The sequence below is a fragment of the Nevskia soli DSM 19509 genome (genome assembly GCF_000711955.1).
Taxonomy (GTDB): Bacteria; Pseudomonadota; Gammaproteobacteria; order Nevskiales; family Nevskiaceae; genus Nevskia; species Nevskia soli.
This window is the reverse complement of sequence record NZ_JONR01000014.1, coordinates 76,951-101,700: the sequence shown is the minus strand read 5'-3', so window position 1 is coordinate 101,700 and position 24,750 is coordinate 76,951. Positions and strand designations below refer to the sequence as shown.

Sequence of the window (24,750 nt, the reverse complement as noted above, 5' to 3'; positions counted from 1 at the left end):
GCCTTTAGGCCTGCTCGTTCACACTGCGCGCGTTCATGATCAGCTCAGCGGCACGAGCTTCATCCATCGGCACTTTTTCCAGCAATTCATCGGTAGCCAGGTCGGCCAGGTCGTTGAGGGTGACGATGCCGGCGCCGGCCAGCTTGTACGCCAGATCCTCATCCAGCCCCGGCACGGTCAGCAGGTCGTCGGCGGGCTTCACCGACGCCGCGGCCTCGGCCTTGGCCAGCTCCTTGTTCAGCAGCACGTCGCGGGCGCGGGTACGCAGCTCCTGCACCACGCCCTCGTCGAACTCGGCGATGCCGAGCAGCTCCTCGTCCGGCACGTAGGCGATGGCTTCGATCGACTCGAAGCCTTCCTGCACCAGGATGTTGGCGATGTCGACGTCGACGTCGAGGTTGTCCATGAACATCTGCTGCAGGGACTGGTTCTCCTGCTCCTTCTTCGACTCGGCCTCGGCCGCGGTCATCACGTTGAGCACCCAGCCGGTCAGCTCGGAAGCGAGGCGCACGTTCTGGCCGCCGCGCCCGATGGCCTGGGCCAGCTTGTCCTCGGCCACTGCGATCGACATGGCATGCGCCTCTTCGTCGACGATGATGGATTCGACTTCCGCCGGCGCCATCGCGTTGATGACGAACTGGGCGATGTTGTCGTCCCAGGGCACGATGTCGATGCGCTCGCCGGCGAGCTCGTTGGACACGCTCTGCACGCGCGAACCGCGCATGCCGACGCAGGCGCCGACCGGATCGATGCGCTTGTCCTTGGCCTGCACCGCGATCTTGGCGCGCAGCCCGGGATCGCGGGCGCCGCCCTTGATCTCGATCAGGCCCTGGGCGATTTCCGGCACTTCCAGCTTGAACAGCTCCATCAGGAACTTGGGGCTGGTGCGCGACAGGAACAACTGCGGACCGCGCGTCTGCGGGCTCACTTCATACAGATAGCCGCGCACGCGGTCGCCCGGGCGCACCGGCTCGCGCGGAATCACGTGCTCGCGCGGGATGATGGCCTCGGTGGTGCCGCCCAGATCGACGATGACGGCACCGCGCTCGATGCGCTTGACCAGGCCGGTCATCAATTCGCCGACGCGTTCCTTGTAGGCGTCCACCACGCGGGAGCGCTCGGCATCGCGCACGCGCTGGAAGATGACCTGCTTGGCCTTCTGCGCGCCGATGCGGCCGAACTCGATCGACGGCAGCGGTTCCTCGCGCACATCGCCGGGCTTGGCGTCGGGCATGGTTTCCAGGGCGCGCGCCAGCAGGATCTGACGGGCCGGAGTTTCGAAGTTCTCGTCCTCGTCGTCCACCACGGTCCAGCGGCGATAGGTCTCGTAGTCGCCGGTCTCGCGGTCGATGGAGACGCGGATGTCCCAGTCGGCGCCGTAGTGTTCCTTGCTGGCCGAGGCCAGGGCCGCTTCCAGTGCTTCGAAGATGATCTCCTGCTCGACGCCCTTCTCGTTGGAGACGACGTCAACCATGAGCAATACATTCTTGTTCATCAATCGGCCCTTATTCTTTCTCGGAACTCGTGTTTTCGAAATTCGGCACCAGCCGCGCCTTTTCGATATCGGCGTACGCCAGCGTCACCGGACCTTCCGGCATCTGCAGCGTCACATCGCGATCGGTCGCTTCCAGCAGGGTGCCGCGGAAGCGGCGACGGTTGCCCGCCATCGGAGCCAGGGTCTCGATGCGCACCAACTCGCCGCGGAAACGCAGGAAATGCTCAGGCTTCACCAGCGGACGATCCATGCCCGGCGAAGACACTTCCAGCTGATAGCTCTGCCGGATCGGATCCTCGACATCCAGCGTCGCCGCGACTTCGCGGCTGACCTTGGCGCAATCGTCCAGATTGATGCCGTCCGCGCTGTCGATGAACAGGCGCAGCATGGCGGAGCTTTTGTTGGGACTGAATTCGAGCAACACCAGCTCATAGCCTAGGTCGGCTATGACGGGCTCCAGCAGGGCGGTCAAGCGCTCACGCAGCACCGATAACCTCCTGTTTGATTACTCGAACCAGATAAATGTTTATGACGAACCAAAACAAACAAAAAAGGCCCTCAAGGGGCCTGGCACACGCACCAAATCACCAGAATTGGTAGCGGGGGTAGGATTCGAACCTACGACCTTCGGGTTATGAGCCCGACGAGCTGCCAGACTGCTCCACCCCGCACCACTGAGTCCGCTATTGTAATGGACCGGCCATGCACAGGCAAGGAAAATTCCGCTCCAAATCATTGCATCAGAGCACTGAATTGAGGCGCTCCGCGAATATTCAAGATGCCCGATGAATCAACTATTTAACGTTTGATCAGCAGGGCATTGGGGATATGGGTTTCCGCCTTCTGCGGTCAGGCCGCAACAAGCTCGCCGCGTGTCACCACCCTGCCCCTTCAAACACCGCAACCGATGCGCCCCGGAAACCGGATCGCATGGCTCGACGTCGCACTTCGTCTGTCCCGGCCGATGAATCGAGACATCCCGGCGAATGATCCAGGAAGCTGCCGGGTACCCGGAAAAGCAGTTCGGAAAAACCGCCCGGCCATGAAAACAAAAAACCCCGCATGGAGCGGGGTTTTTCGTAACTGGTGCCGGCGTCGAGACTCGAACTCGAACGGGTTTCCCCGCTACCACCTCAAGGTAGTGCGTCTACCAATTCCGCCACGTCGGCAAATGGGGGGTGAATTCTAATCCCGCCGAGGCCGCTTGTCTCTGCGGCTGGCGGGATTATTTGTCGCTTACTGCGGAACCTTGGGCGTGGCGGGCTGGGCGGCCGGCTTGGCAGCATCCGTCGGCGCGGGCGCGGCGGTGGCCGGCGCGGGCTTGGCGTCGGTCACCGGAGCCGCCTGCTGCTGGGCGGCCGGAGCGGCCGGCACCACGTCGGTCTTCGCCGTCGGGGCAACCGGTACCGGTGCGGGGACTTCCACCGCGGCGGCAGGCTGGGCCGGGATGGCATCGACCACGCTGTGCGGCGCGGCACGGCCATGCATGAAGTATGCAAGTACCAGGCTCAGGGCGAAAAACACCGCCGCCAGCCAGGCGGTGGTACGGCTCAGGAAGTTGGCCGAACCACGCGAACCGAACACGGTGCCGGACGCGCCGCTGCCGAAGGCAGCGCCGGCGTCAGCGCCCTTGCCGTGCTGGATCAGTACCAGGCCGATCAGCGCGGCGGAGACCAGCACATAAACCACGATCAGGAACGTATACATATCGCTCGATGGGGGGCCACTTCAGGGCGGCCCGCTTTAATTGATTGAAACTCAGTTTTTGCTCAGCGCCTGTGCCGCGGCACAGATCGCCAGGAAATCGGCGGCCTTCAGCGAAGCCCCGCCAATCAGGCCGCCATCGACATCGTCGCAGGACAGCAGCGACGCCGCGTTGTCGGCCTTGACGCTGCCTCCGTAAAGAAGCTGCGTCGAATTTGCGATTTTAGCATCCTGCGCGGCCAATTGGCCACGCAGGAAGGCGTGGGCGGCCTGGGCCTGCTCCGCCGTGGCGGTGCGGCCGGTGCCGATGGCCCATACCGGCTCATAGGCAATGACGGCTTTGGCGAAGGCGCCAACGCCGGCGGCGGCCACTACCGCGCCCAGCTGGCGCCCCAGTACCGCCTCGGTGGCGTCGCTCTCGCGCTCTTCCAGGGTTTCGCCGACGCAGAGGATGGGAATCAGGCCGGAGGCCTGGGCGGCGATGAACTTGCGCGCCACCGTGGCATCGTCCTCGCCATACAGGGCGCGCCGCTCGGAATGGCCGACGATGACATAGCGGCAGCCCAGTTCCGCCAGCATCTCGCCGAGGACTTCGCCGGTATAGGCGCCGGCCTTGGTCTGGTCGCTGAGGTTCTGCGCGCCCAGCAGGATGCCGCCGCCGAGTTGCCGCCCCACCGATTCCAGGTACGGCGCCGGCGGGCACACCAGCATGTCGATACCGGAATACTGGTCCTGCTTCAGCGACAGCTCGCTCAGCAGCACGGCATTGGCGCTCAGCGAGCCATTCATTTTCCAGTTGCCGGCAATCAGGTAACGACGCGACATGGGTGCTCCTTGGATATTTCGTGTTGGAGTTTAAGGGGTTCCCTGCCGGGAAGGGATCAGTGGTTAGTGGTCAGTGATTAGTGCTTAGTAAAAGCCGAAACAGGCACACAACGGCAAATGTGCTTTTACTAACCGCTAATCACTAGTCACTGACCACTGCTTCACTCCGCCGCCTGCTTCACCGCCTCGGCCAGGCGTTCGGCGGTCTGCCGCGTCTCGGCGGCGTCCTGCGCTTCCACCATGACGCGGATCAGCGGCTCGGTGCCGGAAGGGCGCAGCAGGATGCGACCGCGGCTGCCCAGGGCAGCCTCGCAGTGTTGCAGGGCGGCGGCGACCTGCGGCAATTCCATCACCGCCCGGGCGTTGCCCTGGATCGGCACATTGATCAGCACCTGCGGAAACTTGCTCATGCCGGACACCAGCTGCGCCAGCGTGACCTGCTCGGCCAGCATCGCTTCCAGCACCTGCAGGGCGCCGATGATGCCGTCGCCGGTGGTGGTGCGGTCCAGGCACAGGGTATGGCCGGAGGTCTCGCCGCCGATGACGCCGCCGCTGGCCTTGAGCCGCTCCAGCACATAGCGGTCGCCCACCGCGGCGCGCTCGAACGGCACGCCCAGGGCGGCGAAGGCCCGCTCCAGCCCAAGATTGCTCATGGCCGTGCCGACCACCGGCCCGCGCAGGGTGCCGGACTTGAGGCGCTGCCGGGCGATGACGAAGAGGATCTCGTCGCCATCGACCTCCTTCCCTTCCGCCGTCACCAGCAGGCAGCGGTCGGCGTCGCCGTCCAGGGCGATGCCCAGGTCGGCGCCGCGCTCCACCACCGCGGTCTTCAGCGCCTGCAGGTGGGTGGAGCCGTAGCCGCGATTGATGTTGAGGCCGTCCGGGTGATTGCCGATGACGGACACCGTGGCGCCCAGCTCCTCGAACACGGCCGGCGCCACGCGGTAGGCGGCACCGTTGGCGCAATCCACCACCAGCTTGAGGCCTTGCAGGGAGCGGCCACTGAAGCTGCCCTTGCAGAACTCGATGTAACGGCCCGGCGCGTCGTCGATGCGGCGGGCGCGGCCGAGCTGCTCCGGCGCCACGCAGACCAGCTCGTGCTCCAGCTGCGCCTCGATCTGCGCTTCCAGCTCGTCGCTGAGCTTGTCGCCCTCGGCGGAGAAGAACTTCACGCCGTTGTCGTAGTGCGGGTTGTGCGAGGCCGAAATCACCACACCGGCCTTGGCCCGCAGAGCGCGGGTCAGGTAAGCCACCGCCGGTGTCGGCAGCGGACCCAGCAGGTGTGTCTCCACCCCGGCCGCGGCGAAGCCGGCTTCCAGCGCCGATTCGAACAGGTAGCCGGAACGGCGCGTATCCTTGCCCACCAGTACGTGCGTACCGGCGGCTCCGCCCAGCACGCGGCCGGCGGCCCAGCCCAGCTTGAGGGCGAATTCGGGGGTCATCGGCGGCTGGCCGACCCGCCCCCTTATGCCGTCGGTACCGAAATATTTCCGGCTCATCAGTCCTGCTCCGCCCTGGCCATCAGTATTTTATTAGTCATTTTCACGGCCTCGGCCGTCGCCGCCACGTCATGCGCCCGCACGATCCTGGCGCCCTGCCACACCGCCACCGCCGCCGTCGCCAGCGCCGGGTGCAGCCTGGCGTCCACCGGCAAGCCCAGCAACCGCCCGAACATCGACTTGCGCGACACCCCGATCAGCAGGGGCTTGCCCAGCGCGGCGAAAGCATCGAGCCGGGCGATCAGGCGCAGATTATGCGCGTCCGTCTTGCCGAAACCGATGCCCGGGTCGAGCAGGATGCTGTCCGGGGCGATGCCGCCCGCCTCGCAAGCCCGCGCCCGCTGCGCCAGGAAATCGCTCACCTCGCCCACCACGTCGCGGTACTGCGGATCCTGCTGCATGTCGCGTGGCTGTCCCAGCATGTGCATCAGGCAGACCGCGGCGCGATGACGGCTGGCGACCTCGATGGCGCCGGGAGCGCGCAGGGCGTACACATCGTTGATCAGCTCCGCCCCGGCGGCGCAGGCCGCATCCATCACCGCCGGCTTCATGGTGTCGACCGACACCACGCAGTCCAGTTCGCGCCGGATGCGCTCGATCACCGGCGCTACCCGCTCCAGCTCTTCCTGCTCGCTCACCGGCGCCGCGCCCGGCCGGGTCGACTCGCCACCGACGTCGATGATGACGGCGCCTTCCGCCAGCATGGCGCGGGCACGCCCGAAGGCGGCCTCGACCCCGGCATAGCGCCCGCCGTCGGAAAACGAGTCCGGCGTGACGTTGAGCACGCCCATGACCAGGGGCTCGCCCAGGTCCAGGGTGCGGTTCGGGAGTTGCAGGATCACAAAACGAATACGGGGTCGACGGCTGGGCGTCGACCCCGTGGCGGATGCGGCCGGAGCCGGGATCAGCTCTGGTTGGCGGGCTTGGGCGCCACCGGAGGCGCCACGCCACCCGCCGCCGGCGGCTTGTAGGTGGACGCCGGCGGACGGCCGCCGTTGTCGGTCCAGCTGCCCGGAGCGCCCGGTTCCTTGCCCTGCATGATGCGGTGGATCTGGTCGGAATCCAGCGTTTCGTACTTGATCAGTGCCGCCGCCATGGCGTGCAGCTTGTCCAGGTGCGACTCGAGGATTTCCTTGGCGCGCTGGTAGTTGGTGTCGATGACGTGGCGGATTTCGCTGTCGATGGTGGTCGCAGTGCTGTCCGACACGTTCTTGTGCTGGGTCACGCTGCGGCCGAGGAACACTTCGTCCTCGTCCTGGCTGTAGGACAGTGGGCCGAGCTTTTCCGACAGGCCCCACTTGGTGACCATCTTGCGCGCCATGTCGGTGGCCCGCTCGATGTCGTTGGAGGCGCCGGTGGTGACGCTGTCCGGCCCGAAGATCAGTTCCTCGGCCAGGCGCCCGCCGAACAGCGAGCAGATCATGCTGTTGAGGCGCTGCTTGCTGTAGCTGAGACGGTCGTCCTCGGGCAGGAACTGGGTCAGGCCCAGGGCGCGGCCGCGCGGGATGATGGTGACCTTGTACACCGGGTCGTGCTCGGGCACGTTCAGGCCGACGATGGCGTGGCCGGCCTCGTGGTAGGCGGTGTTCTTCTTCTCGTTCTCGCTCATCACCATGGAGCGCCGCTCGGCGCCCATCAGGATCTTGTCGCGGGCCTTCTCGAAATCGTTCTGGTCGACCAGGCGCTTGTTGGAGCGCGCGGCGAACAGGGCCGCCTCGTTGACCAGGTTGGCCAGGTCGGCGCCGGAGAACCCGGGGGTGGCGCGGGCGATGACTTCCGGCTTGACGTCGTCGGCCAGCGGCACGGCGCGCATGTGCACGCGCACGATCTGCTCGCGGCCGCGCACGTCCGGCAGCGGCACCACCACCTGGCGGTCGAAGCGGCCCGGGCGCAGCAGCGCCGGATCGAGCACGTCGGGACGGTTGGTGGCGGCGATGATGATGACACCCTCGTTGCCCTCGAAGCCGTCCATCTCGACCAGCAGCTGGTTCAGGGTCTGCTCGCGCTCGTCATGACCGCCGCCCAGGCCGGCACCGCGATGGCGGCCGACCGCGTCGATTTCGTCGATGAAGATGATGCAGGGCGCGTGCTTCTTGGCCTGCTCGAACATGTCGCGCACGCGCGAGGCGCCGACGCCGACGAACATCTCGACGAAGTCGGAACCGGAAATGGTGAAGAACGGCACCCCGGCCTCGCCCGCGATGGCCTTGGCCAGCAGGGTCTTGCCGGTGCCGGGCGAACCGACCATCAGCACGCCGCGGGGAATCTTGCCGCCCAGCTTCTGGAACTTGCCCGGGTCCTTGAGGAAGTCGACCAGTTCGGACACTTCCTGCTTTGCTTCCTCGACGCCGGCGACGTCATTGAAGGTGATCTTGACCTGGTCGGCGCTGAGCATGCGCGCGCGCGACTTGCCGAAGCTCATGGCGCCGCGGCCGCCCGCCCCGCCCTGCATCTGGCGCATGAAGTAGACCCAGACGCCGATCAGCAGCAGGATCGGGAAGGCGTTGATCAGCAACTGCACGATCAGCGGCGTTTCCTTGGGCAGTTCGCCCTCGAAACGCACATGGTTGTCGATCAGGGTGCCGACCATCGCGCGGTTGTCGGTTTCCGGGCTGATGGTGGTGAACTTGCTGCCGTTCTTGAGCTGGCCGGAGATGTTCTGGCCGGCAATCGTCACTTCCTCGACGTTGCCCTGCTTGATCTGATCGTAGAACTCGGAATACTTCAGCGGCGGCTGCACGCTGTTGCGCCCGGAAAAGCTCTGGAAAGCCAGCATCAGCGCCACGAAAATGACGCCCCAGAGCAGCAGATTTTTAGCCAAATCGTTCAATGCAGGACCCTCAAGACCGCCTCAAGTATGCCCACCGTCATCGGTGGCGCATTCCGGCTCAGTTTAGACACTACAGCACAGCATAGTTTCGCGCCAGTAAATAGACCTCTGGACTACGGGGCCGGGAGGCCTTGGGCTTGCGGATATGAACGACGTCGAAACGCCCTCTCAAGTCCTTCAGATAGCCCTCGAATCCCAGACCCTGGAACATCTTCACCAGCAGGTCGCCACCCGGTTTCAGGTGTTTGCATGCAAAATCCAGTGCCAACTCCGACAAATACACCCCGGAAGCCTGGTCGGCGACCTCGATACCAGTGATGTTGGGGGACATATCGGAGATCACAAGATCCACCGTGCGCTCGCCGGCGGCGCCCTCCAGCAGCTTGAGGACGCTGTCCTCGCGGAAGTCGCCGCAGATGAACTCCACGTTCGGCAGCGGCTCCATCGGCAGGATGTCCAGGGCCACCAGCCGCCCTTTCGGCCCCAGCAGGGGGCGGGCGAACTGGCTCCAGCCGCCCGGGGCGGCGCCAAGGTCGACCACCGTCATCCCGTGTTTGAGGATGTGGTCGCGCTCCTGGATTTCCTTCAGCTTGAAGATGGCGCGCGAGCGGTAGCCCAGCCGGCGTGCCTCCTGCACATAGTGGTCCGCCTCGTGCTCGGCGATCCAGCGCTTGCTGCTCGGTGTTCTTTTCTTGCCCAAATCGCCTCAGAGTTCCTGAATGGAACTCAAATGTACTGAACCTTCATGATTTCGAATTCGCGCGTCCCGCCCGGGGTCTTCACCTGCACCACGTCGCCGGCATTCTTGCCGATGAGGGCGCGGGCGATGGGTGAATTGACCGAGATCAAGCCCTTCTTGATGTCGGCCTCGTCCTCGCCGACGATCTGGTAGCACAGCTCGTCGCCGCTGTCGGTGTCCGCGAGGTCAATGGTGGTGCCGAAAACGATGCGGCCGCTTTTCGGCAGCTGGGTGACGTCGACGACCTGGGCGTCCGACAGCTTGGCCTCGATATCGGCGATGCGGCCCTCGTTGAACCCGTGCTGCTCGCGCGAGGCATGGTACTCGGCATTTTCCCGCAGGTCGCCGTGCGAACGGGCCTCGTCGATGGCGGCGATGATCTTCGGGCGCAGTTCGCCCTTGCGGTAGCGTAGCTCTTCGCGCAGGGCATCGGCGCCGCGCAGGGTCATTGGAGTTTTCATGCGACTGGTTAAGCGTTTTGATTAGGTGACTTGTTGGTGCAGGTCTTGCAGGCGGTTGACCTCGACCCGATCCAGGTGATCCATGGCGATGGCCGCGGCATAGGCCCCGGCGATCGTCGTGAAATAGCATAGCTTCTGCTGGATCGCCGCGGCGCGGATCGAGTGCGATTCCTCGATCGACTTCTTGCCCTCGGTGGTGTTGGCGATGAACTGGATCTCGCCGTTCTTGATCATGTCGACGCAGTGCGGACGGCCTTCCTTGACCTTGTTGACGCCCTCGCAGGCCACGCCCGCGGCCTGGATGGCGGCGGCGGTGCCGTGGGTGGCGAAGATGCGGAAGCCCTTGGCCGCCAGCAGGCGCGCCAGGTCGATGGCCTTGGGCTTGTCGCCGTCACGCACGCTGAGGAAGGCGCTGCCGCCGCTCGGCACGATCATACCGGCCGCCAGCAGGGCCTTGTTGAAGGCCTCGCCGAAGTGCTTGCCCACGCCCATCACCTCGCCGGTGGAGCGCATTTCCGGGCCCAGCAGCGGATCGACGCTGGGGAACTTGGCGAAGGGGAAGACCGATTCCTTGACCGAGAAGTACGGCGGCGTGATCTCGGTGCGCACCCCCTGCTCCGCCAGGCTCTTGCCGGCCATGCAGCGCGCGGCGATCTTGGCCAGCGGCCGGCCGGTGGCCTTGGAAACGAAGGGACTGGTGCGCGAGGCGCGGGGATTCACTTCCAGCAGGTACAGGGTGTCGCCCTGCAGCGCCAGCTGGGCGTTCATCAGGCCCACCACGTTCAGCGCCCGCGCCAGCTTGTCGATCCACAGGCGGATTTCGTCGAGCACATGCGGCTGCAGGCTGTAGGCCGGCAGCGAGCAGGCGGAATCGCCTGAGTGCACGCCGGCCTGCTCGATGTGCTCCATGATGCCGCCGATGACCACGTCGGTGCCGTCGGCCAGGGCGTCGACGTCGATCTCGATGGCATTGCCGAGGAAGCGGTCGAGCAGCACCGGCGAATCGTTGGAGACCTTCACCGCCTCGGTCATGTAGCGCTTGAGGTCGTCGTCGTCATGCACGATTTCCATGGCGCGGCCGCCCAGCACGTAGGACGGGCGCACCACCAGCGGGTAGCCCACTTCCTGCGCCGCGGCCAGGGCCTGCTTCTGCGAACGGGCGGTGGCGTTGGGCGGCTGGCGCAGGTCCAGCTTCTGCACCAGCTGCTGGAAGCGCTCGCGGTCTTCCGCCAGGTCGATCGAATCCGGGCTGGTGCCGATGATCGGCGCGCCGGCCGCTTCCAGAGCCTGCGCCAGCTTCAGCGGCGTCTGGCCGCCGAACTGCACGATGACGCCCTTGGGCTTCTCGAGGTCGATGATTTCCATCACGTCCTCGAAGGTCAGCGGCTCGAAATACAGGCGATCCGAGGTGTCGTAGTCGGTCGACACGGTCTCCGGATTGCAGTTGATCATGATGGTCTCGTAACCATCCTCGCGCAGCGCCATCGCCGCGTGCACGCAGCAGTAGTCGAACTCGATGCCCTGGCCGATGCGGTTGGGGCCGCCGCCGAGCACGATGATCTTGTCGCGCTGGGTGGTCTGCGCCTCGCATTCCTCGTCGTAGCTGGAATACAGGTAGGCGGTGGAGGACGGAAACTCGGCGGCGCAGGTATCGACGCGCTTGTACACGGGGCGGATGCCCAGCTTGTGCCGGCGCGCGCGCACCGAGCTTTCCTTGATGTTGAGCAGCGCCGCCAGGCGGCGGTCGGCGAAGCCCAGCTGCTTGTAGCGGCGCAGGTCGGCCTTGCCCAGCGTGCTGATCTTCTGCTGCCGGATCTCGGCCTCGGTGGCGATCAGTTCCTGGATCTGCTCCAGGAACCACCAGTCGATCTTCGAGGTGCGGTACACCTCTTCCAGGCTCATGCCGGCGCGGAAGGCGTCGCCGACGAACCACAGGCGCTTGGCCCGCGGGATCGCCAGTTCCTGGCGGATGCTGGTCAGGCTGGCTTCGGAATACACGCCATGCTCGGAGGCGACCTGCGGCTCGAAGCCGTCGGAGCCGGTTTCCAGGCCGCGCATGGCCTTCTGCAGCGACTCCTGGAAATTGCGGCCGATGGCCATCACCTCGCCCACCGACTTCATCTGGGTGGTCAGGCGCGAGTCGGCCTGCGGGAATTTCTCGAAGGTGAAGCGCGGAATCTTGGTGACGACGTAGTCGATCGAGGGCTCGAACGAGGCCGGGGTGACGCCGCCGGTGATCTCGTTGCGCAGCTCGTCCAGGGTGTAGCCCACCGCCAGCTTGGCGGCGACCTTGGCGATGGGGAAGCCGGTGGCCTTGGAAGCCAGCGCCGAGGAGCGCGACACGCGCGGGTTCATCTCGATCACGATCATGCGCCCGTCGTCGGGGTTGATCGCGAACTGCACGTTGGAGCCGCCGGTATCCACCCCGATCTTGCGCAGCACCGCGACGGACGCGTTGCGCATGATCTGGTATTCCTTGTCCGTCAGCGTCTGCGCCGGGGCCACGGTGATGGAGTCGCCGGTATGCACGCCCATCGGATCGAAATTCTCGATCGAGCAGATGATGATGCAGTTGTCCTTGCGGTCGCGCACCACCTCCATCTCGAACTCTTTCCAGCCGAGCAGCGATTCCTCGATCAGCACCTCGGTGGTCGGCGACAGGTCGAGGCCGCGGTTGACGATCTCCTCGAACTCCTCGACGTTGTAGGCCACGCCGCCGCCGGAGCCGCCCATGGTGAAGCTGGGGCGGATGATCACCGGGTAGCCGATCTGCGCCTGGATGGCGCGCGCTTCCTCGATGCTGTGGGCCACGCCGGAGCGGGCCGAGCCGAGGCCGATCTCGGTCATGGCGTCGCGGAACTTGAGACGGTCTTCTGCCAGGTCGATGGCGTGCTCGTTGGCGCCGATCAGCTCGACCTTGTATTTCTCCAGCACGCCGTTGTGGGCCAGGTCCAGCGCGCAGTTCAGCGCGGTCTGGCCGCCCATGGTCGGCAGCACCGCGTCCGGGCGCTCCTTCTCGATGATGCGCGCCACCGTCTGCCAGCGGATCGGCTCGATGTAGGTGGCGTCGGCCATCTCCGGGTCGGTCATGATGGTGGCCGGATTGGAGTTGACCAGGATCACCCGGTAGCCTTCCTCGCGCAGCGCCTTGCAGGCCTGCGCGCCGGAGTAGTCGAACTCGCAGGCCTGGCCGATGACGATCGGCCCGGCGCCGATGATCAGGATGCTTTTTAGGTCTGTGCGTTTCGGCATCTGGGTCTCAAGTCGATCAATTCACGCTGGCGGTAGCCAGCTTCACGCCGAAGCCGACGAAGGCGGCGCCGGCGCCGCCGGTCAGGGCGGTGCGGGTGCGGCGCCAGCGACGGAAAGCCGCGGCCAGGCGGGCGCCGCTGAAGATCAGCGCGCTCAGGTAAAGGAAGCTGAAGCACTGCGCGATCAGGCCCAGGAGGGCGAAGGACAGGGCCTTGTGGCCGTAGGCCGGATCGACGAACTGGATGAAGAAGGCGATGAAGAACAGGATCGCCTTGGGATTGATCAGGCTGATGCCCAGTGCGCGATGCAGCGGGTCGCCTTCGGCGGCGGGCAGTTCCGCCGCCGCCCCGGCGGGAGCGGCGGAAGTGGCCAGCCTGCCCTTCCAGGCGGCCAGCAGCAGCTTCACGCCGAGGTAGGCCAGGTAGGCGCCGCCGGCATACTTCAGCGCCAGGAACAGCGCCGGATAAGCCTTGAGCAACGAGGACACGCCGGCGGAGGCGAGCACCATCAGCACCGTGTCGCCGATGAACACACCGCAGGCGGCACGATAACCGGCGCGCATGCCGCGGCGGGCCGCGGTGCTGAGCACGAACAGCGAGTTCGGCCCCGGCAGCAGCACGATGATCAGCGTGCCGAGCAGGTAGGTCGGCAGGTGGATGACGCCGAAGAAGCTCTCGCTCATGCGCGATGCGCCTCGATCAGCTGTACGAACTTGTCGAACAGGTAGCCCACGTCGTGCGGGCCGGGGCTGGCCTCCGGGTGGCCCTGGAAGCTGAAAGCCGGCGCGTCGAGTAGGCGGATACCCTGGTTGGAGCCGTCGAACAGCGAACGATGGGTGATCACCGCGTTGGCCGGCAGCGTCGCCTCGTCCACCGCGAAGCCGTGGTTCTGGCTGGTGATCAGCACATGGCCGGACTCGAGGTCCTGCACCGGGTGGTTGGCGCCGTGATGGCCGAACTTCATCTTCAGCGTTTTGCCGCCGGCGGCGATGCCGAGAATCTGGTGACCCAGGCAGATACCGAACAGCGGCGTCTTGCGCTCCAGGAACTCGCGGGTGGCGTCGATGGCGTAGGTGCAGGGCTCGGGATCGCCGGGGCCGTTGGACAGCATCACGCCGTCCGGCTTGAGCGCCAGCACATCGGCGGCGCGGGTCTGCGCCGGCACCACGGTGATGCGGCAGCCGCGGTCGGTGAGCATGCGCAGGATGTTGCGCTTGATGCCGAAGTCGTAGACCACGACGTGGCGCTGGCCGCCGGCGTGCTCGGTCTCGACATTGGTTTCCAGCTTCCAGGAGCCGCGCGTCCAGGCGTACGGCTCGGTGACGCTGACCACCTTGGCCAGGTCCATGCCCTTGAGGCCGGGGAAGGCGCGGGCGCGCTTCAGCGCCTCTTTCTCGGTGGCGTCCGGGCCGGCCAGGATGCAACCGTTCTGGGCGCCCTTGTCGCGCAGGATGCGGGTCAGGCGGCGCGTGTCGATGCCGGCGATGGCGACCACGTTCTGGTCGTGCAGGTACTGGCGGAAGTCCTTGCGCGAGCGCCAGGAACTGGCCGGGCGCGGCACTTCACGCAGCACCAGGCCGGCCAGCTGTACTTTTTCGGACTCGGCGTCCTCGTCGTTGGTGCCGACGTTACCGATATGCGGATAGGTCAGCGTGACGATCTGCTCGCGGTAGGAGGGATCGGTGAGGATCTCCTGGTAACCGGTCATGGCGGTGTTGAACACCACTTCACCGACGGTGCTGCCGTCGATGCCAATGGAAACACCCCGAAAAACACTGCCGTCAGCGAGTGCAAGCAGGGCCGGGGTTGTAGGCGTCATCGGTCCGTGGTCTTCCTGAGAAATGGGGCGGTGCACACAAGAAAGGGGGCTTGCGCCCCCTTTGCAGGATTAAGTCGGCATTTTACCTGCCCTGGGGCCTGTTCACAATTAATTAGATCGATCAATTAATTGTGAACAGGCCCCTTGGAGCGTCCACGCTTGAAATCGCGCAGGACCGATATATTTGCCGAGCGGCGGTCTATTCCGGTCAATTTGCTCAAAAAAACATCAAAAAGGGCTATCTGGCCAGCCTCGGCCGGAAACGGCCGGGAAATGACCGGATTGGCGACCTCGCCCGCCGCCTGCCCTGTCCGGGTGGGGTAAACCCGCCGGCCCGCGTCTCCTTCCACAGAGGCCGCGCCGCCGTGGTGCGCACAACAGGAACCCGAACTTGAGAATCGCGCCGCTCGCACTGCTGCTGACCCTGGGCGTCCAGACCGCCGCCCACGCCACCATCTATGAAGTGAAGGCGACGCCCGCCACGGTGCACCGCGGTTTCTTCGACGCCTCGCTCAAGCCGATCCTGACAGTGGACTCCGGCGATACCATCCGCCTGGAAACGGCCACCGGCAATCCCCACTACTTCGAGAAGCTGGGCGTGCCGAAGGACAAGATCCCGCCGGAACTGTACGCGGCCTTCGCCGACGTCGACAACGACGGCCGCGGCGACCATACCCTGGACGGCCCCATCGCCATACGCGGCGCCGAACCGGGCGACACCCTGGAAATCCGCATCATCAAGGTGGACGTGCGCTTCCCCATCGCCGGGCAAGGCTTCCGCCCGGGCAAGGGCGTACTGCCGGACGAGTTCAACTACCAGAAGGACAAGGTGGTGTGGATCGACCTGAAGAAGCGGAGCATCGAATATGCACCGGGCGTGGAAGTGCCGATCAAGCCGTTCTGGGGCGTGATCGGCGTGGCCCCGGAAGCCAGCCGCGGCCGGGTTCCCAGCGGGCCGCCCGATGTCTTCGGCGGCAATCTCGACAACCAGGAACTGGGCGCCGGCAGCACCCTGTTCCTGCCGGTGCAGGCCCATGGGGGCCTGCTTTCGATCGGCGACGGGCACGCCGTGCAGGGTGAAGGCGAAGTGGCCCTGTCGGCGGTGGAAACCTCGCTCAAGGGCGAAGTCCAGGTGATCCTGCACAAGGGCATGCACCTCAAGACCCCGCGGGCGGAAACGCCCACCGACTACATGAGCATCGGCCTCAGCCCGGACCTCAACGAGGCCGCGCGCCTCGCCACCAGCGACATGGTGGATTTCCTCGCCACCGTGAAGGGCATCCCGCGCGACGACGCCTACCTGCTGTGCAGCGCCGCGATGAAGCTGATCGTCGCCGAGGCGGTGGACGGCACCAAGGAAGTGAAGGCGGAGATTCCGAAGGCGATCTTCCACAAGTAGGCGCACCCGCCGGCGGGTGAGTCGCTCAGAACAAGCCCATCTGGTCCCCCGCCGCCGGGGGCACCCGGAACGCGGCGGTATTGGAAGCCTCTCCGGACCGGTCCAGGCCGTAGCGCCGCCGCGCCAGGGCGAAGCGCCTGGCGATCAGCTCGGCGAACTGTCCGCTGCCGCGCATGCGGCTGCCGAACTCGGCCTGATAATCCTTGCCGCCGCGCGACTGGTTGATCAGGCTCATGACGTGCGCCGCCCGCAAGGGCATGTGCGCATCCAGCCATTCGCGGAACAACTCCTTCAGCTCGTAAGGCAGGCGCAACAGCACGTAGCTGGCGGTACCGGCACCCGCCTCCGCCGCGGCTTCCAACACCCGTTCCAGTTCGGCGTCGTTGACGCAGGGAATCACCGGCGAAAACATCACCCGCACCGGGATGCCTGCGGCGCTGAGCTTGCGCATCACCCGCAGCCGCGCCTGCGGCGAACTGGCGCGCGGCTCCAGGGTGCGCTTCAACTCCGGGTCCAGCGTGGTCAAGGTGATGCCGACGCTGACCAGCCGGTCGCGCGCCAGGTCCATCAGCAGGTCGAGATCGCGCTCGATCATGGAACCCTTGGTAATGATGCCCACCGGATGGCGGAAGCGCGCCAGCACCTGCAGGATGCTCCGCGTCACCTCCAGCCTGCGCTCGATCGGCTGGTAGGGATCTGTATTGGCGCCCAGGGAGATGTTCCGCACCTGGTAGCCCGGCTTGCGCAATTCCCGGTCGAGCAATTCCGCCGCGTTGGGCTTGTAGAACAGCTTGCTCTCGAAATCCAGGCCGGGCGAGAGATTGAGGTACGCGTGGCTGGGGCGGGCGTAGCAATAAATACAGCCATGCTCGCAGCCCTTGTAGGGGTTGATCGACTGGTCGAAGCCGATGTCCGGCGAATCGTTGCGGCTGATGATGGACTTGGCCCGCTCGGGCGTCACCGTGGTTTTGAAGGGCGGCAACTCCTCCTCGATGGTGCCCCAGCCATCGTCCACCCGCGCCGTATCCCGGGACTCGAAGCGGCCCGGTGGCCGGAGAGCGGTACCGCGTCCTTTGATGGGCTGAACCATGGCAGGGACTACTATACAAACGTACAGTTATCCTGGCAACGCCCAGCCCTCGTTCAAGCCTTCTTGCGGCACACCAGCAGCACTTCGTCGACGCCTTCGGTTACCACCATGCCGGGCACCAGTTCCAGCGGTTTCTGGAAGTACAGGGCCAGCGGCATCCCCACCCGGTTGTACCACCACATGGCCCGCTCGCGCCGGTTCACCAGGAACCACATGCCCAGGTCGAGCATGCGCGAGGGACGCGGCTGCATGCCGTAGACGGCACTCCGCTCCAGCGTCAGCCCGTGTGCTTCCAGCTGAGCCAGCAGCGCGGCGGGCTCGTAGCGGCGACGATGCCCGACCAGGTCGTCGAAGGCGGTCCAGGCCTCGGGGTGCAGCGGCACCGACAGCAGGAGCACCGCGCCCGGCGCCGCCACCCGCACCAGCTCCGCCAGGGCGCGCTCGTCGTCCTCGACATGCTCCACCACGTCCAGGGCGCAGACCAGATCGAAGGCCTTGTCGGGAAACGGGATCGCGCCGATCAGCCCCTGCGCCACGCTGGCGCCGCTGCCGCGCAGGACCCGCAACGCCTCCGGGCTGAGATCGACGAACTGTGTTTCCTCCAGCGGCAGGCGCGGCCGCAGCCCAGGCGCCACTTCCAGCCGGCGCCGGGCGCTCTCGATCAAGGCGCTGACCAGCGGCCAGGTATTGAAGCGCTGCGGCTGCACCAGCCGCGCGGTACTCCAGAGCGCACCGTAGAAGCGTTCGTTGACCTGCCGCAGCCCGGCTTCGTCGCGCACCGCCGGGACCGGCAGGTTCACGTCCGTGCCGCGTCCTTCAGCGCATCACCGGTGAGGCGGCAGATACGCCAGTCGTCCATCACGTTCGCACCCAGGCTCCGGTAAAAGCCGATGGCGGGCTGGTTCCAGTCCAGTACCGACCATTCCATGCGTTCGCAGCCGCGCTCCACCGCCAGCCGCGCCAGGTGCAGCAGCAGCGCCTTGCCGTAACCGCTGCCGCGATGCGCCGGTTCGACGAACAGGTCTTCCAGGTACAAGCCGGGGCAGGCGCGGAAGGTGGAGTAGTTGTGGAAGAACACGGCGAAGCCCACCGCCCTGCCCTCCAGGCAGCCCAGCACCGCTTCCGCCGCAGGGCGTTCGCCGAACAGCGAGCGGCGCAGCTTGTCCTCGCTGGCGACCACTTCGTGTTCGAGCTTTTCGTACTCGGCCAGGCCGCGGATCAGGCGCAGGATTTCCGGCACGTCTTCGATGATGGCGCTGCGGATTACTAATGACATGGACGCTTAGATTTCAACCTGGAACCCGAGTTCAACGATGTCTTCCGGCGGCAGGTGATAGAAAGCGGTGTTGCGCATGGCGTTGCGCGACAGGAACACGAACAGGTGCCGGCGCCAGGGCCACCAGACACTGACCTTATGCGACGGAATCAGGGTTTCGCGGCCGACGTAATAGGTGATGTTGTCCTCGTCGATGCGCAGGCCCAGTTTCTCGCACAGGCGCAGCGCCACCGGGATATTGGGGGTCTGCATGAAACCATAGCGGACCAGCACGCGGGTGATGCCCGGCGACACACCGATCAGCTGCAGCCGTTCGGTACCCGGCACGCGCGGCTGGTCGCTGGTCAGCACGGTGAGCAGCAAAACTTCGTGCTGCAGCACGCGATGCCGCTTCAGGTGGCGGAACACGTTGGGCGACACCAGGCCCTGCGCCGAGAAGAACACCGCGGTACCGGGAATGCGGTACGGCGGATCGCGTTCGATCTCCTGCGCCAGCTCGGACGCCGGCCGCGCCTGCTGGCCCCACTTCAGTCCCAGCACGCGGCGACCGCTGGCCCAGGCGAACATGATGGAGAAGGCGAGGATGGCGGTGACGATCGGATACCAGCCGCCGTCCGCGATCTTGACCAGGTTCGAGGCGAAGAAGGAGACGTCGAAGATCAGCAGGAAGGCGGCCAGGAAGCCGACCAGCATGGGATGCCAGTCGTAGCGGCGTGCCACGAAGAACGCCAGCACGGTGGTAATGACCATGGTCGCGGACACGGCGATGCCATAGGCCGAGGACAGCGCGTCGGAAGACTTGAAGCCCAGCACCAGTCCCAGCGTGGCCAGCATCAGCAGCCAGTTGACGAAGGGGATGTAGATCTGTCCCTGCTCGTCGGACGAGGTCTGCACGATATCCAGCGGCGGCAACTGGCGCAGCTGCACCAGTTGCCGCGTCAGCGAGAAGGTACCCGAGATCACCGCCTGCGAGGCGATCACCGTCGCGGCGCCGGCCAGGATCACCAAGGGGTAGATCGCCCAGGACGGCGCCAGGTGGTAGAACGGCTGGTGCGCTTCCTGCGGATCGCCCAGCACCAGCGCACCCTGGCCGAAGTAGTTGAGCAGCAGCGCCGGCAGCACCAGGCAGAACCAGGCGTAGCGGATCGGACTGCGGCCGAAATGGCCCATGTCGGCATACAGCGCCTCGCCGCCGGTCACCGCCAGGAACACCGAGCCGAGCACGGCGAATCCGGCGAAGCCATGGCGCAGGAAGTAATCCACCGCATGCCAGGGATTGGCCGCGCGCAACACTTCCGGGTGACGCAGGATGCCGCCGACGCCGAGCGCGCCGATGGCCAGGAACCAGACGATCAGCACCGGCCCGAACACGGCGCCGATGCCGCCGGTGCCGCGCGCCTGCAGCACGAACAGGCCGATCAGCAGCACCAGGGTGATGGGGATGACGTAGGGCTGGAATTCCGGCGTGGCGACATTCAGTCCCTCCACCGCGCTCAGCACGGAGATGGCCGGGGTGATGGTGCCGTCGCCGTAGAGCAGCGCGCCGCCGAACAGGCCGAGCATCATCAGCAGGTAGCGACTGGTGCCGGGTTTGGCCTTCCAGGGATTGAGCAGCGCCACCAGGGCGATGATGCCGCCTTCGCCGTGGTTGTCGGCGCGCATCACGAACACCAGGTATTTGACCGAGATCACCAGGATCAGCGACCACACGATCAGCGACAGCACGCCCAGCACATTGGCCGGATCGGGCGTGACGTGGCCGTCGCCGAAGAAGCACTCGCGCAGTGCATAGATCGGACTGGTGCCGATGTCGCCGTAGACCACGCCGAGCGCGCCGATGCTGAGCCGCAGCGTCTCTTTCTTCGAGTTCTGTTCCATGCCCGCCGCTTCCATCCGCGGGAATCGCCCCGCCACGATGCCCGCTCCAGCCGACTACTTCAGACCCAGCACGTCCTGCATGTCGTACAAGCCGGCCGGACGCCCGGCCAGCCACACCGCCGCGCGCAGGGCGCCGCGGGCGAAATTGGTCCGGCTACTGGCCTTGTGACTGATCTCCACGCGCTCGCCCTCGCCGAGGAACATCACGGTGTGATCGCCCACCACGTCGCCGCCGCGCACCGTGGCGAAGCCGATGGTGTTGCCGTCGCGCGCGCCGGTGTGACCTTCACGGCCGTAGATGGCGCAGTCCTCCAGCTTGCGGCCCAAGGCATCGGCTACCGCTTCGCCCATGCGCAGCGCGGTACCGGACGGCGCGTCCACCTTGTGCCGGTGGTGCGCCTCGACGATCTCCACGTCGTAGCCCTCGCCAAGTGTCTGCGCGGCGATGCGCAGCAGGCGCAGGCAGACGTTGACGCCGACGCTGTAGTTGGCGGAGAAGCACACCGGGATGGTCTTCGCCGCCTCGGCGATGGCCGCCTTCTGCTCCGCGTCGAGGCCGGTGGTGCCGATCACCAGCGCCTTGCGCTGGCGCAGGCAGGCTTGCAGCGCGGCCATGGTGCCGTCGGGCCGGGTGAAGTCGATCACCACGTCCACACCCGGCAGCGCCGCCGGAAGGTCCGCGCCGAGCAGCACGCCGCTCTCCGGCAGGCCGGCGAGCGCGGAGGCGTCGCGCCCGAGGTCGGCGGCACCGGCGCGATCCAACGCGGCGGCGAGGCTCGCCTGCGGTTCGGCGGCCAGGGTCTGGATCAGGGCGCGGCCCATGCGGCCGGCGGCGCCCAGGATGGCTACTCGGGTCATTGGAATGGTTGTGAGTGTAGTCGCCGCCATTATAAGTAGCTGACCATCGAACTGTATTGCGCGTTCCACCGCACCGCTGCCTGCCGCAAGGCCCTGCGTGAAAAAGGCGGCGTTACCCGGATCGGACCGGAACCGCGCATTGAGCAGGCCGGGCATCGGATCCGCAAGAGCCCGCTTGCAGGCCCTGGTGCGGGCGCTGCGCGATGCGGGAGAGGTGTTCATGATCCCCAGCGTCCACGAAGGGAGCTGGTGCCTGCGCACCGCCTTCAGCAACTGGCGCACGACGCATGAGAATGTGGAGCGGGTAATGCGGGCGCTGGTCGCAGTGCTGCCCTGAGGTAGGTCGGCTCAAGCGTAGCGGAGCCGACAGGCCTTGACGCAACGTCGGCTCCGCTACGCTTGAGCCGACCTACGGATGATTCATCTCTTCAGCGCCCGCAAGGCATGGCCTTGCGGGCACGCTTTATCCAGCCCTACGGCGCCTTAAGATGCTCGTCGAAGAAATGCTTGGCCTTGTCCAGCCATGAACTGGTCTGCGGGCTGTGCTTCTTCTCGCCCAGCGATTCACCCAGCTCGCGCAGCAATTCCTTCTGCTTCTTGGTCAGGTGCACCGGCGTCTCGACCACCACGTTGCACAGCAGGTCGCCGGTGGCGCCGCCGCGCACCGGCTTGACGCCCAGGCCGCGCAGGCGGAACTGCTTGCCGCTCTGGGTGGACTCGCCGATCTTCAGGGTGGCCTTGCCGGACAGGGTTGGCACTTCGAGTTCGCCGCCGAGGGCGGCGGTGACCATGCTCACCGGCACGGTGCAGTAGAGATCGCTGCCGTCGCGCTCGAACATGTCGTGCGGCTTGACCTGTACCTGCACGTAGAGATCGCCCGCGGGCGCATTGCGCTCGCCGCGCTCGCCCTCGCCGGTAAGGCGGATGCGGTCGCCGGTATCGACACCGGCCGGAATCTTCACTTCCAGGGTCTTCTCGCCGCGCACCTTGCCGGCGCCGCGGCAGCTCTTGCAGGGATCGGTGACGGCGGTGCCGCGACCGCGACAGGCCGGGCAGGTCTGCTGCAATACGAAGAAACCCTGCTGGACCCGCACCTGGCCCGCGCCGCGGCAAGTGGTGCACTCGCGCGCCGGCTTGCCGTCGGCGGTGCCGTTGCCGTGGCAGGGCTCGCAGTCCTCGACGGTGGGAATGCGGATGGTCTCGGCGGTGCCGAATACCGCCTGCTCCAGCGTGAGTTCCATGGTGTAGCGCAGGTCGGAGCCGCGCCGCGGGCCGCCGCGCCCACCGGCGCCGCCGAAGATGTCCGAGAACACATCGCCGAAGATGTCGGCGAAGCCGGCGCCGAAACCGGCGCCGCCGGCTCCACCGCCGCCGCGCTGCAGACCCTCGTGACCGTAGCGGTCATAGACCTCGCGCTTCTGCGGATCGCACAGCACCTCATAGGCCTCGTTGGCCTCCTTGAAGCGCTCCTCGGCCGTGTGGTCGCCCGGGTTGCGGTCCGGGTGGTATTTCATGGCGAGCTTGCGATAAGCCTTCTTCAGCTCGTCGTCGCCGGCTTCCTTGGAAACACTGAGGACTTCGTAGTAATCACGCTTGGACACGCCGTACCGCTCCCCTGGCTACGTCAGAAACGCAAAAAGCGGGCGCAAGTTTCGCGCCCGCCTTTTGGTGATACCGCTTTACTTCTTGTCCTTCACCTCGGTGAACTCGGCATCCACCACATCATCCTTCGGAGCGGAGGCACCGCCGGCCGGACCGGCTCCCGCGCCGGCGTCGCCCTGCGGCGAAGCCTTGGCGTAGGCGCGCTCGGCCAGCTTGGCGGAGGACTGGGCCAGCGCCTCGGTCTTGGCGGTGATGGCGTCCTTGTCCTCGCCCTTGAGCACGCCGCGCAACTCGGCGATGGCTTCCTCGATCTGCTTCTTCTCGTCTTCCTGCACTTCCGCCGCCAGATCCTTCAGCGACTTCTCCACGGCGTGCACCATCTGCTCGCCCTGGTTGCGCGCGGTGATCAGCTCGTTGAACTTGCGGTCCTCGTCGGCATGGGCCTCGGCGTCCTTGACCATGCGCTTGATCTCATCTTCGGTCAGGCCGGAGTTGGCCTTGACCACGATCGACTGCGACTTGCCGGTGGCCTTGTCCTTGGCGCTGACGTTGAGGATGCCGTTGGCGTCGATGTCGAAGGTCACCTCGATCTGCGGCACGCTGCGCGGGGCCGGCGGGATGTCCGACAGGTCGAACTTGCCCAGCGACTTGTTGGCGCTGGCGATCTCGCGCTCGCCCTGGAGGACGTGTACGGTGACCGCGGTCTGGTTGTCGTCGGCGGTGGTGAAAGTCTCGGCCTTGCGGGTCGGGATGGTGGTGTTCTTCTCGATCAGCTTGGTCATCTTGCCGCCCATGGTCTCGATGCCCAGGGACAGCGGGGTGACGTCGAGCAGCAGCACGTCCTTGACCTCGCCGGTCAGCACCGCGCCCTGGATGGCGGCGCCCACGGCGACGGCTTCATCCGGGTTGACGTCGCGGCGCGGCTCGCGGCCGAACAGGGTCTTCACCACGTCCTGCACCTTGGGCATGCGCGTCTGGCCGCCGACCAGGATCACTTCCTGGATTTCGCCGGCCTTGAGGCCCGCATCCTTCAGCGCGGTCTGGCACGGCCCGATGGTCTTGTCGATCAGCTCATCGACCAGGGATTCCAGCTTGGCGCGGCTCAGCTTGATGTTCAGGTGCTTCGGGCCGGAAGCATCCGCCGTGATGTACGGCAGGTTGATTTCGGTCTGGGTGGTGGAGGACAGCTCGATCTTGGCCTTCTCCGCCGCTTCCTTCAGGCGCTGCAGGGCCAGGGGATCGCGCTTGAGGTCGATGCCCTGTTCCTTCTGGAATTCGGTGGCGATGTAGTCGATGACCCGCATGTCGAAGTCTTCGCCGCCGAGGAAGGTGTCGCCGTTGGTGGAGAGCACTTCGAACTGGTGCTCGCCGTCGACTTCAGCGATCTCGATGATGGAGACGTCGAAGGTGCCGCCGCCCAGGTCGTACACGGCGATCTTGCGGTCGCCCTTGACCTTGTCCATGCCGAACGCCAGCGCGGCCGCAGTCGGCTCGTTGATGATGCGCTTGACGTCGAGGCCGGCGATCTTGCCGGCGTCCTTGGTGGCCTGGCGCTGCGCGTCGTTGAAGTAGGCGGGCACGGTGATGACGGCCTCGGTGACCTTCTCGCCCAGGTAGTCCTCGGCGGTCTTCTTCATCTTGGCCAGGATCTGCGCGGAGACTTCCGGCGGCGCCATCTTCTTGCCCTTGACCTCGACCCAGGCGTCGCCATTCGGCGCCTTGGAGATCTTGTAGGGCACCATGGCGATGTCCTTCTGCACCACGCCATCTTCGAAGCGGCGGCCGATCAGGCGCTTCACCGCGTAGATGGTGTTGGCGGGGTTGGTCACCGCCTGGCGCTTGGCCGGACGGCCGGTGATGACCTGGCCGTCATCGGCGTAAGCCACGATGGACGGCGTAGTGCGCTCGCCCTCGCTGTTCTCGATGACTTTGGCGTTGCCGCCTTCCATGATCGCCACGCAGGAGTTGGTGGTGCCGAGGTCGATGCCGATAATCTTCGCCATGTTCTGTTCCGCTCTGGTTCG

General features: G+C 66.0%; 20 protein-coding genes, 2 tRNA genes and 1 pseudogene. 2 read left to right on the top strand and 21 right to left on the bottom strand.

Annotated elements, in window-relative coordinates; genetic code table 11:
- Positions 1-4: 4 nt before the first annotated feature.
- The 14 genes from nusA to carA form a co-directional block, all read right to left on the bottom strand.
- The gene (gene nusA / locus BP26_RS0108525) at positions 5-1,495 is read right to left on the bottom strand and encodes a transcription termination factor NusA (RefSeq protein WP_029920153.1); all 1,491 of its coding nucleotides are present in this window, start codon (positions 1,493-1,495) and stop codon (positions 5-7) included.
- Positions 1,496-1,505: 10 nt separating this feature from the next.
- Positions 1,506-1,982, bottom strand: a complete 477-nt coding sequence (gene rimP, locus BP26_RS0108520) for a ribosome maturation factor RimP (protein WP_245611755.1) — start codon at positions 1,980-1,982, stop codon at positions 1,506-1,508.
- Between the two features lie 107 nt (positions 1,983-2,089).
- Positions 2,090-2,166: transfer RNA gene (locus tag BP26_RS0108515), tRNA-Met, on the bottom strand.
- 413 nt (positions 2,167-2,579) lie between these two features.
- Positions 2,580-2,664 (bottom strand) — tRNA-Leu (locus BP26_RS0108510).
- Between the two features lie 67 nt (positions 2,665-2,731).
- The gene (secG, locus tag BP26_RS30980) at positions 2,732-3,202 is read right to left on the bottom strand and encodes a preprotein translocase subunit SecG (RefSeq protein WP_029920151.1); all 471 of its coding nucleotides are present in this window, start codon (positions 3,200-3,202) and stop codon (positions 2,732-2,734) included.
- Positions 3,203-3,253: 51 nt separating this feature from the next.
- A complete protein-coding gene (gene tpiA, locus BP26_RS0108500; protein WP_029920150.1) occupies positions 3,254-4,024 on the bottom strand; it encodes a triose-phosphate isomerase in 771 nt (256 codons plus the stop codon).
- Positions 4,025-4,185: 161 nt separating this feature from the next.
- A complete protein-coding gene (gene glmM, locus BP26_RS0108495; protein ID WP_084182920.1) occupies positions 4,186-5,526 on the bottom strand; it encodes a phosphoglucosamine mutase in 1,341 nt (446 codons plus the stop codon).
- Positions 5,523-6,314 (bottom strand): dihydropteroate synthase, encoded by a 792-nt coding sequence (gene folP, locus BP26_RS0108490; protein WP_084182927.1) that lies wholly within the window; start codon positions 6,312-6,314, stop codon positions 5,523-5,525. The genes glmM and folP overlap by 4 nt, the downstream gene beginning before the upstream one ends.
- Before the next feature lie 113 nt (positions 6,315-6,427).
- Complete coding sequence (ftsH, locus tag BP26_RS0108485) at positions 6,428-8,353, bottom strand: ATP-dependent zinc metalloprotease FtsH (protein WP_036516332.1); 1,926 nt, start codon at positions 8,351-8,353, stop codon at positions 6,428-6,430.
- Positions 8,354-8,423: 70 nt separating this feature from the next.
- Positions 8,424-9,053, bottom strand: a complete 630-nt coding sequence (locus tag BP26_RS0108480) for an RlmE family RNA methyltransferase (protein ID WP_029920146.1) — start codon at positions 9,051-9,053, stop codon at positions 8,424-8,426.
- Positions 9,054-9,079: 26 nt separating this feature from the next.
- Positions 9,080-9,553 (bottom strand): transcription elongation factor GreA, encoded by a 474-nt coding sequence (gene greA / locus BP26_RS0108475; RefSeq protein WP_084182919.1) that lies wholly within the window; start codon positions 9,551-9,553, stop codon positions 9,080-9,082.
- 21 nt (positions 9,554-9,574) lie between these two features.
- Positions 9,575-12,805, bottom strand: a complete 3,231-nt coding sequence (carB, locus tag BP26_RS0108470; protein ID WP_029920144.1) for a carbamoyl-phosphate synthase large subunit — start codon at positions 12,803-12,805, stop codon at positions 9,575-9,577.
- A 16-nt stretch (positions 12,806-12,821) separates the two neighbouring features.
- Positions 12,822-13,487, bottom strand: a complete 666-nt coding sequence (leuE, locus tag BP26_RS0108465; protein ID WP_029920143.1) for a leucine efflux protein LeuE — start codon at positions 13,485-13,487, stop codon at positions 12,822-12,824.
- A complete protein-coding gene (gene carA / locus BP26_RS0108460; RefSeq protein ID WP_051748679.1) occupies positions 13,484-14,623 on the bottom strand; it encodes a glutamine-hydrolyzing carbamoyl-phosphate synthase small subunit in 1,140 nt (379 codons plus the stop codon). The genes leuE and carA overlap by 4 nt, the downstream gene beginning before the upstream one ends.
- A 391-nt stretch (positions 14,624-15,014) precedes the next feature.
- Here carA and BP26_RS0108455 point away from each other — a divergent pair, with 391 nt between their 5' ends.
- Positions 15,015-16,022, top strand: coding sequence for an acetamidase/formamidase family protein (locus BP26_RS0108455; RefSeq protein ID WP_051748677.1), 1,008 nt, complete (start codon positions 15,015-15,017; stop codon positions 16,020-16,022).
- Between the two features lie 25 nt (positions 16,023-16,047).
- Here BP26_RS0108455 and BP26_RS0108450 read toward each other — a convergent pair whose 3' ends face one another.
- Genes BP26_RS0108450 through dapB form a run of 5 tightly spaced genes read right to left on the bottom strand, consistent with a single transcriptional unit; the run spans position 16,048 to position 21,124 of the window.
- Complete coding sequence (locus tag BP26_RS0108450) at positions 16,048-17,112, bottom strand: PA0069 family radical SAM protein (RefSeq protein ID WP_029920140.1); 1,065 nt, start codon at positions 17,110-17,112, stop codon at positions 16,048-16,050.
- 53 nt (positions 17,113-17,165) lie between these two features.
- Positions 17,166-17,906, bottom strand: a complete 741-nt coding sequence (locus BP26_RS0108445; protein ID WP_029920139.1) for a class I SAM-dependent methyltransferase — start codon at positions 17,904-17,906, stop codon at positions 17,166-17,168.
- A 2-nt stretch (positions 17,907-17,908) separates the two neighbouring features.
- Complete coding sequence (locus BP26_RS0108440; RefSeq protein WP_029920138.1) at positions 17,909-18,388, bottom strand: GNAT family N-acetyltransferase; 480 nt, start codon at positions 18,386-18,388, stop codon at positions 17,909-17,911.
- Positions 18,389-18,394: 6 nt separating this feature from the next.
- Entirely contained in the window at positions 18,395-20,266 is a 1,872-nt protein-coding gene (locus BP26_RS0108435; RefSeq protein WP_211254867.1) for a potassium transporter Kup, read from the bottom strand.
- Between the two features lie 54 nt (positions 20,267-20,320).
- Complete coding sequence (gene dapB / locus BP26_RS0108430) at positions 20,321-21,124, bottom strand: 4-hydroxy-tetrahydrodipicolinate reductase (protein ID WP_029920136.1); 804 nt, start codon at positions 21,122-21,124, stop codon at positions 20,321-20,323.
- 139 nt (positions 21,125-21,263) lie between these two features.
- Between dapB and BP26_RS29345 the strand changes: the two genes are divergently transcribed.
- Positions 21,264-21,461, top strand: coding sequence for a hypothetical protein (locus BP26_RS29345; protein WP_157572424.1), 198 nt, complete (start codon positions 21,264-21,266; stop codon positions 21,459-21,461).
- A gap of 136 nt (positions 21,462-21,597) precedes the next feature.
- Here BP26_RS29345 and dnaJ read toward each other — a convergent pair whose 3' ends face one another.
- Both dnaJ and dnaK read right to left on the bottom strand, forming a co-directional pair.
- On the bottom strand, positions 21,598-22,725 hold the full coding sequence (gene dnaJ / locus BP26_RS0108420; protein ID WP_029920135.1) for a molecular chaperone DnaJ: 1,128 nt from the start codon (positions 22,723-22,725) through the stop codon (positions 21,598-21,600).
- 78 nt (positions 22,726-22,803) lie between these two features.
- A pseudogene (gene dnaK, locus BP26_RS0108415) lies at positions 22,804-24,747 on the bottom strand (molecular chaperone DnaK); the annotation flags it as partial.
- Positions 24,748-24,750 lie beyond the last annotated feature (3 nt).

Bases quoted from the DNA above. Each gene is read 5' to 3' on its own strand.
- nusA (WP_029920153.1), bottom strand. From the start codon at position 1,495: ATGAACAAGAATGTATTGCTCATGGTTGACGTCGTCTCCAACGAGAAG.
- secG (WP_029920151.1), bottom strand. From the start codon at position 3,202: ATGTATACGTTCCTGATCGTGGTTTATGTGCTGGTCTCCGCCGCGCTG.
- BP26_RS0108435 (WP_211254867.1), bottom strand. From the start codon at position 20,266: ATGGAACAGAACTCGAAGAAAGAGACGCTGCGGCTCAGCATCGGCGCG.
- leuE (WP_029920143.1), bottom strand. From the start codon at position 13,487: ATGAGCGAGAGCTTCTTCGGCGTCATCCACCTGCCGACCTACCTGCTC.
- carB (WP_029920144.1), bottom strand. From the start codon at position 12,805: ATGCCGAAACGCACAGACCTAAAAAGCATCCTGATCATCGGCGCCGGG.
- greA (WP_084182919.1), bottom strand. From the start codon at position 9,553: ATGAAAACTCCAATGACCCTGCGCGGCGCCGATGCCCTGCGCGAAGAG.
- folP (WP_084182927.1), bottom strand. From the start codon at position 6,314: ATGGGCGTGCTCAACGTCACGCCGGACTCGTTTTCCGACGGCGGGCGC.
- BP26_RS0108440 (WP_029920138.1), bottom strand. From the start codon at position 18,388: ATGTCATTAGTAATCCGCAGCGCCATCATCGAAGACGTGCCGGAAATC.
- dapB (WP_029920136.1), bottom strand. From the start codon at position 21,124: ATGACCCGAGTAGCCATCCTGGGCGCCGCCGGCCGCATGGGCCGCGCC.
- carA (WP_051748679.1), bottom strand. From the start codon at position 14,623: ATGACGCCTACAACCCCGGCCCTGCTTGCACTCGCTGACGGCAGTGTT.
- BP26_RS0108450 (WP_029920140.1), bottom strand. From the start codon at position 17,112: ATGGTTCAGCCCATCAAAGGACGCGGTACCGCTCTCCGGCCACCGGGC.
- tpiA (WP_029920150.1), bottom strand. From the start codon at position 4,024: ATGTCGCGTCGTTACCTGATTGCCGGCAACTGGAAAATGAATGGCTCG.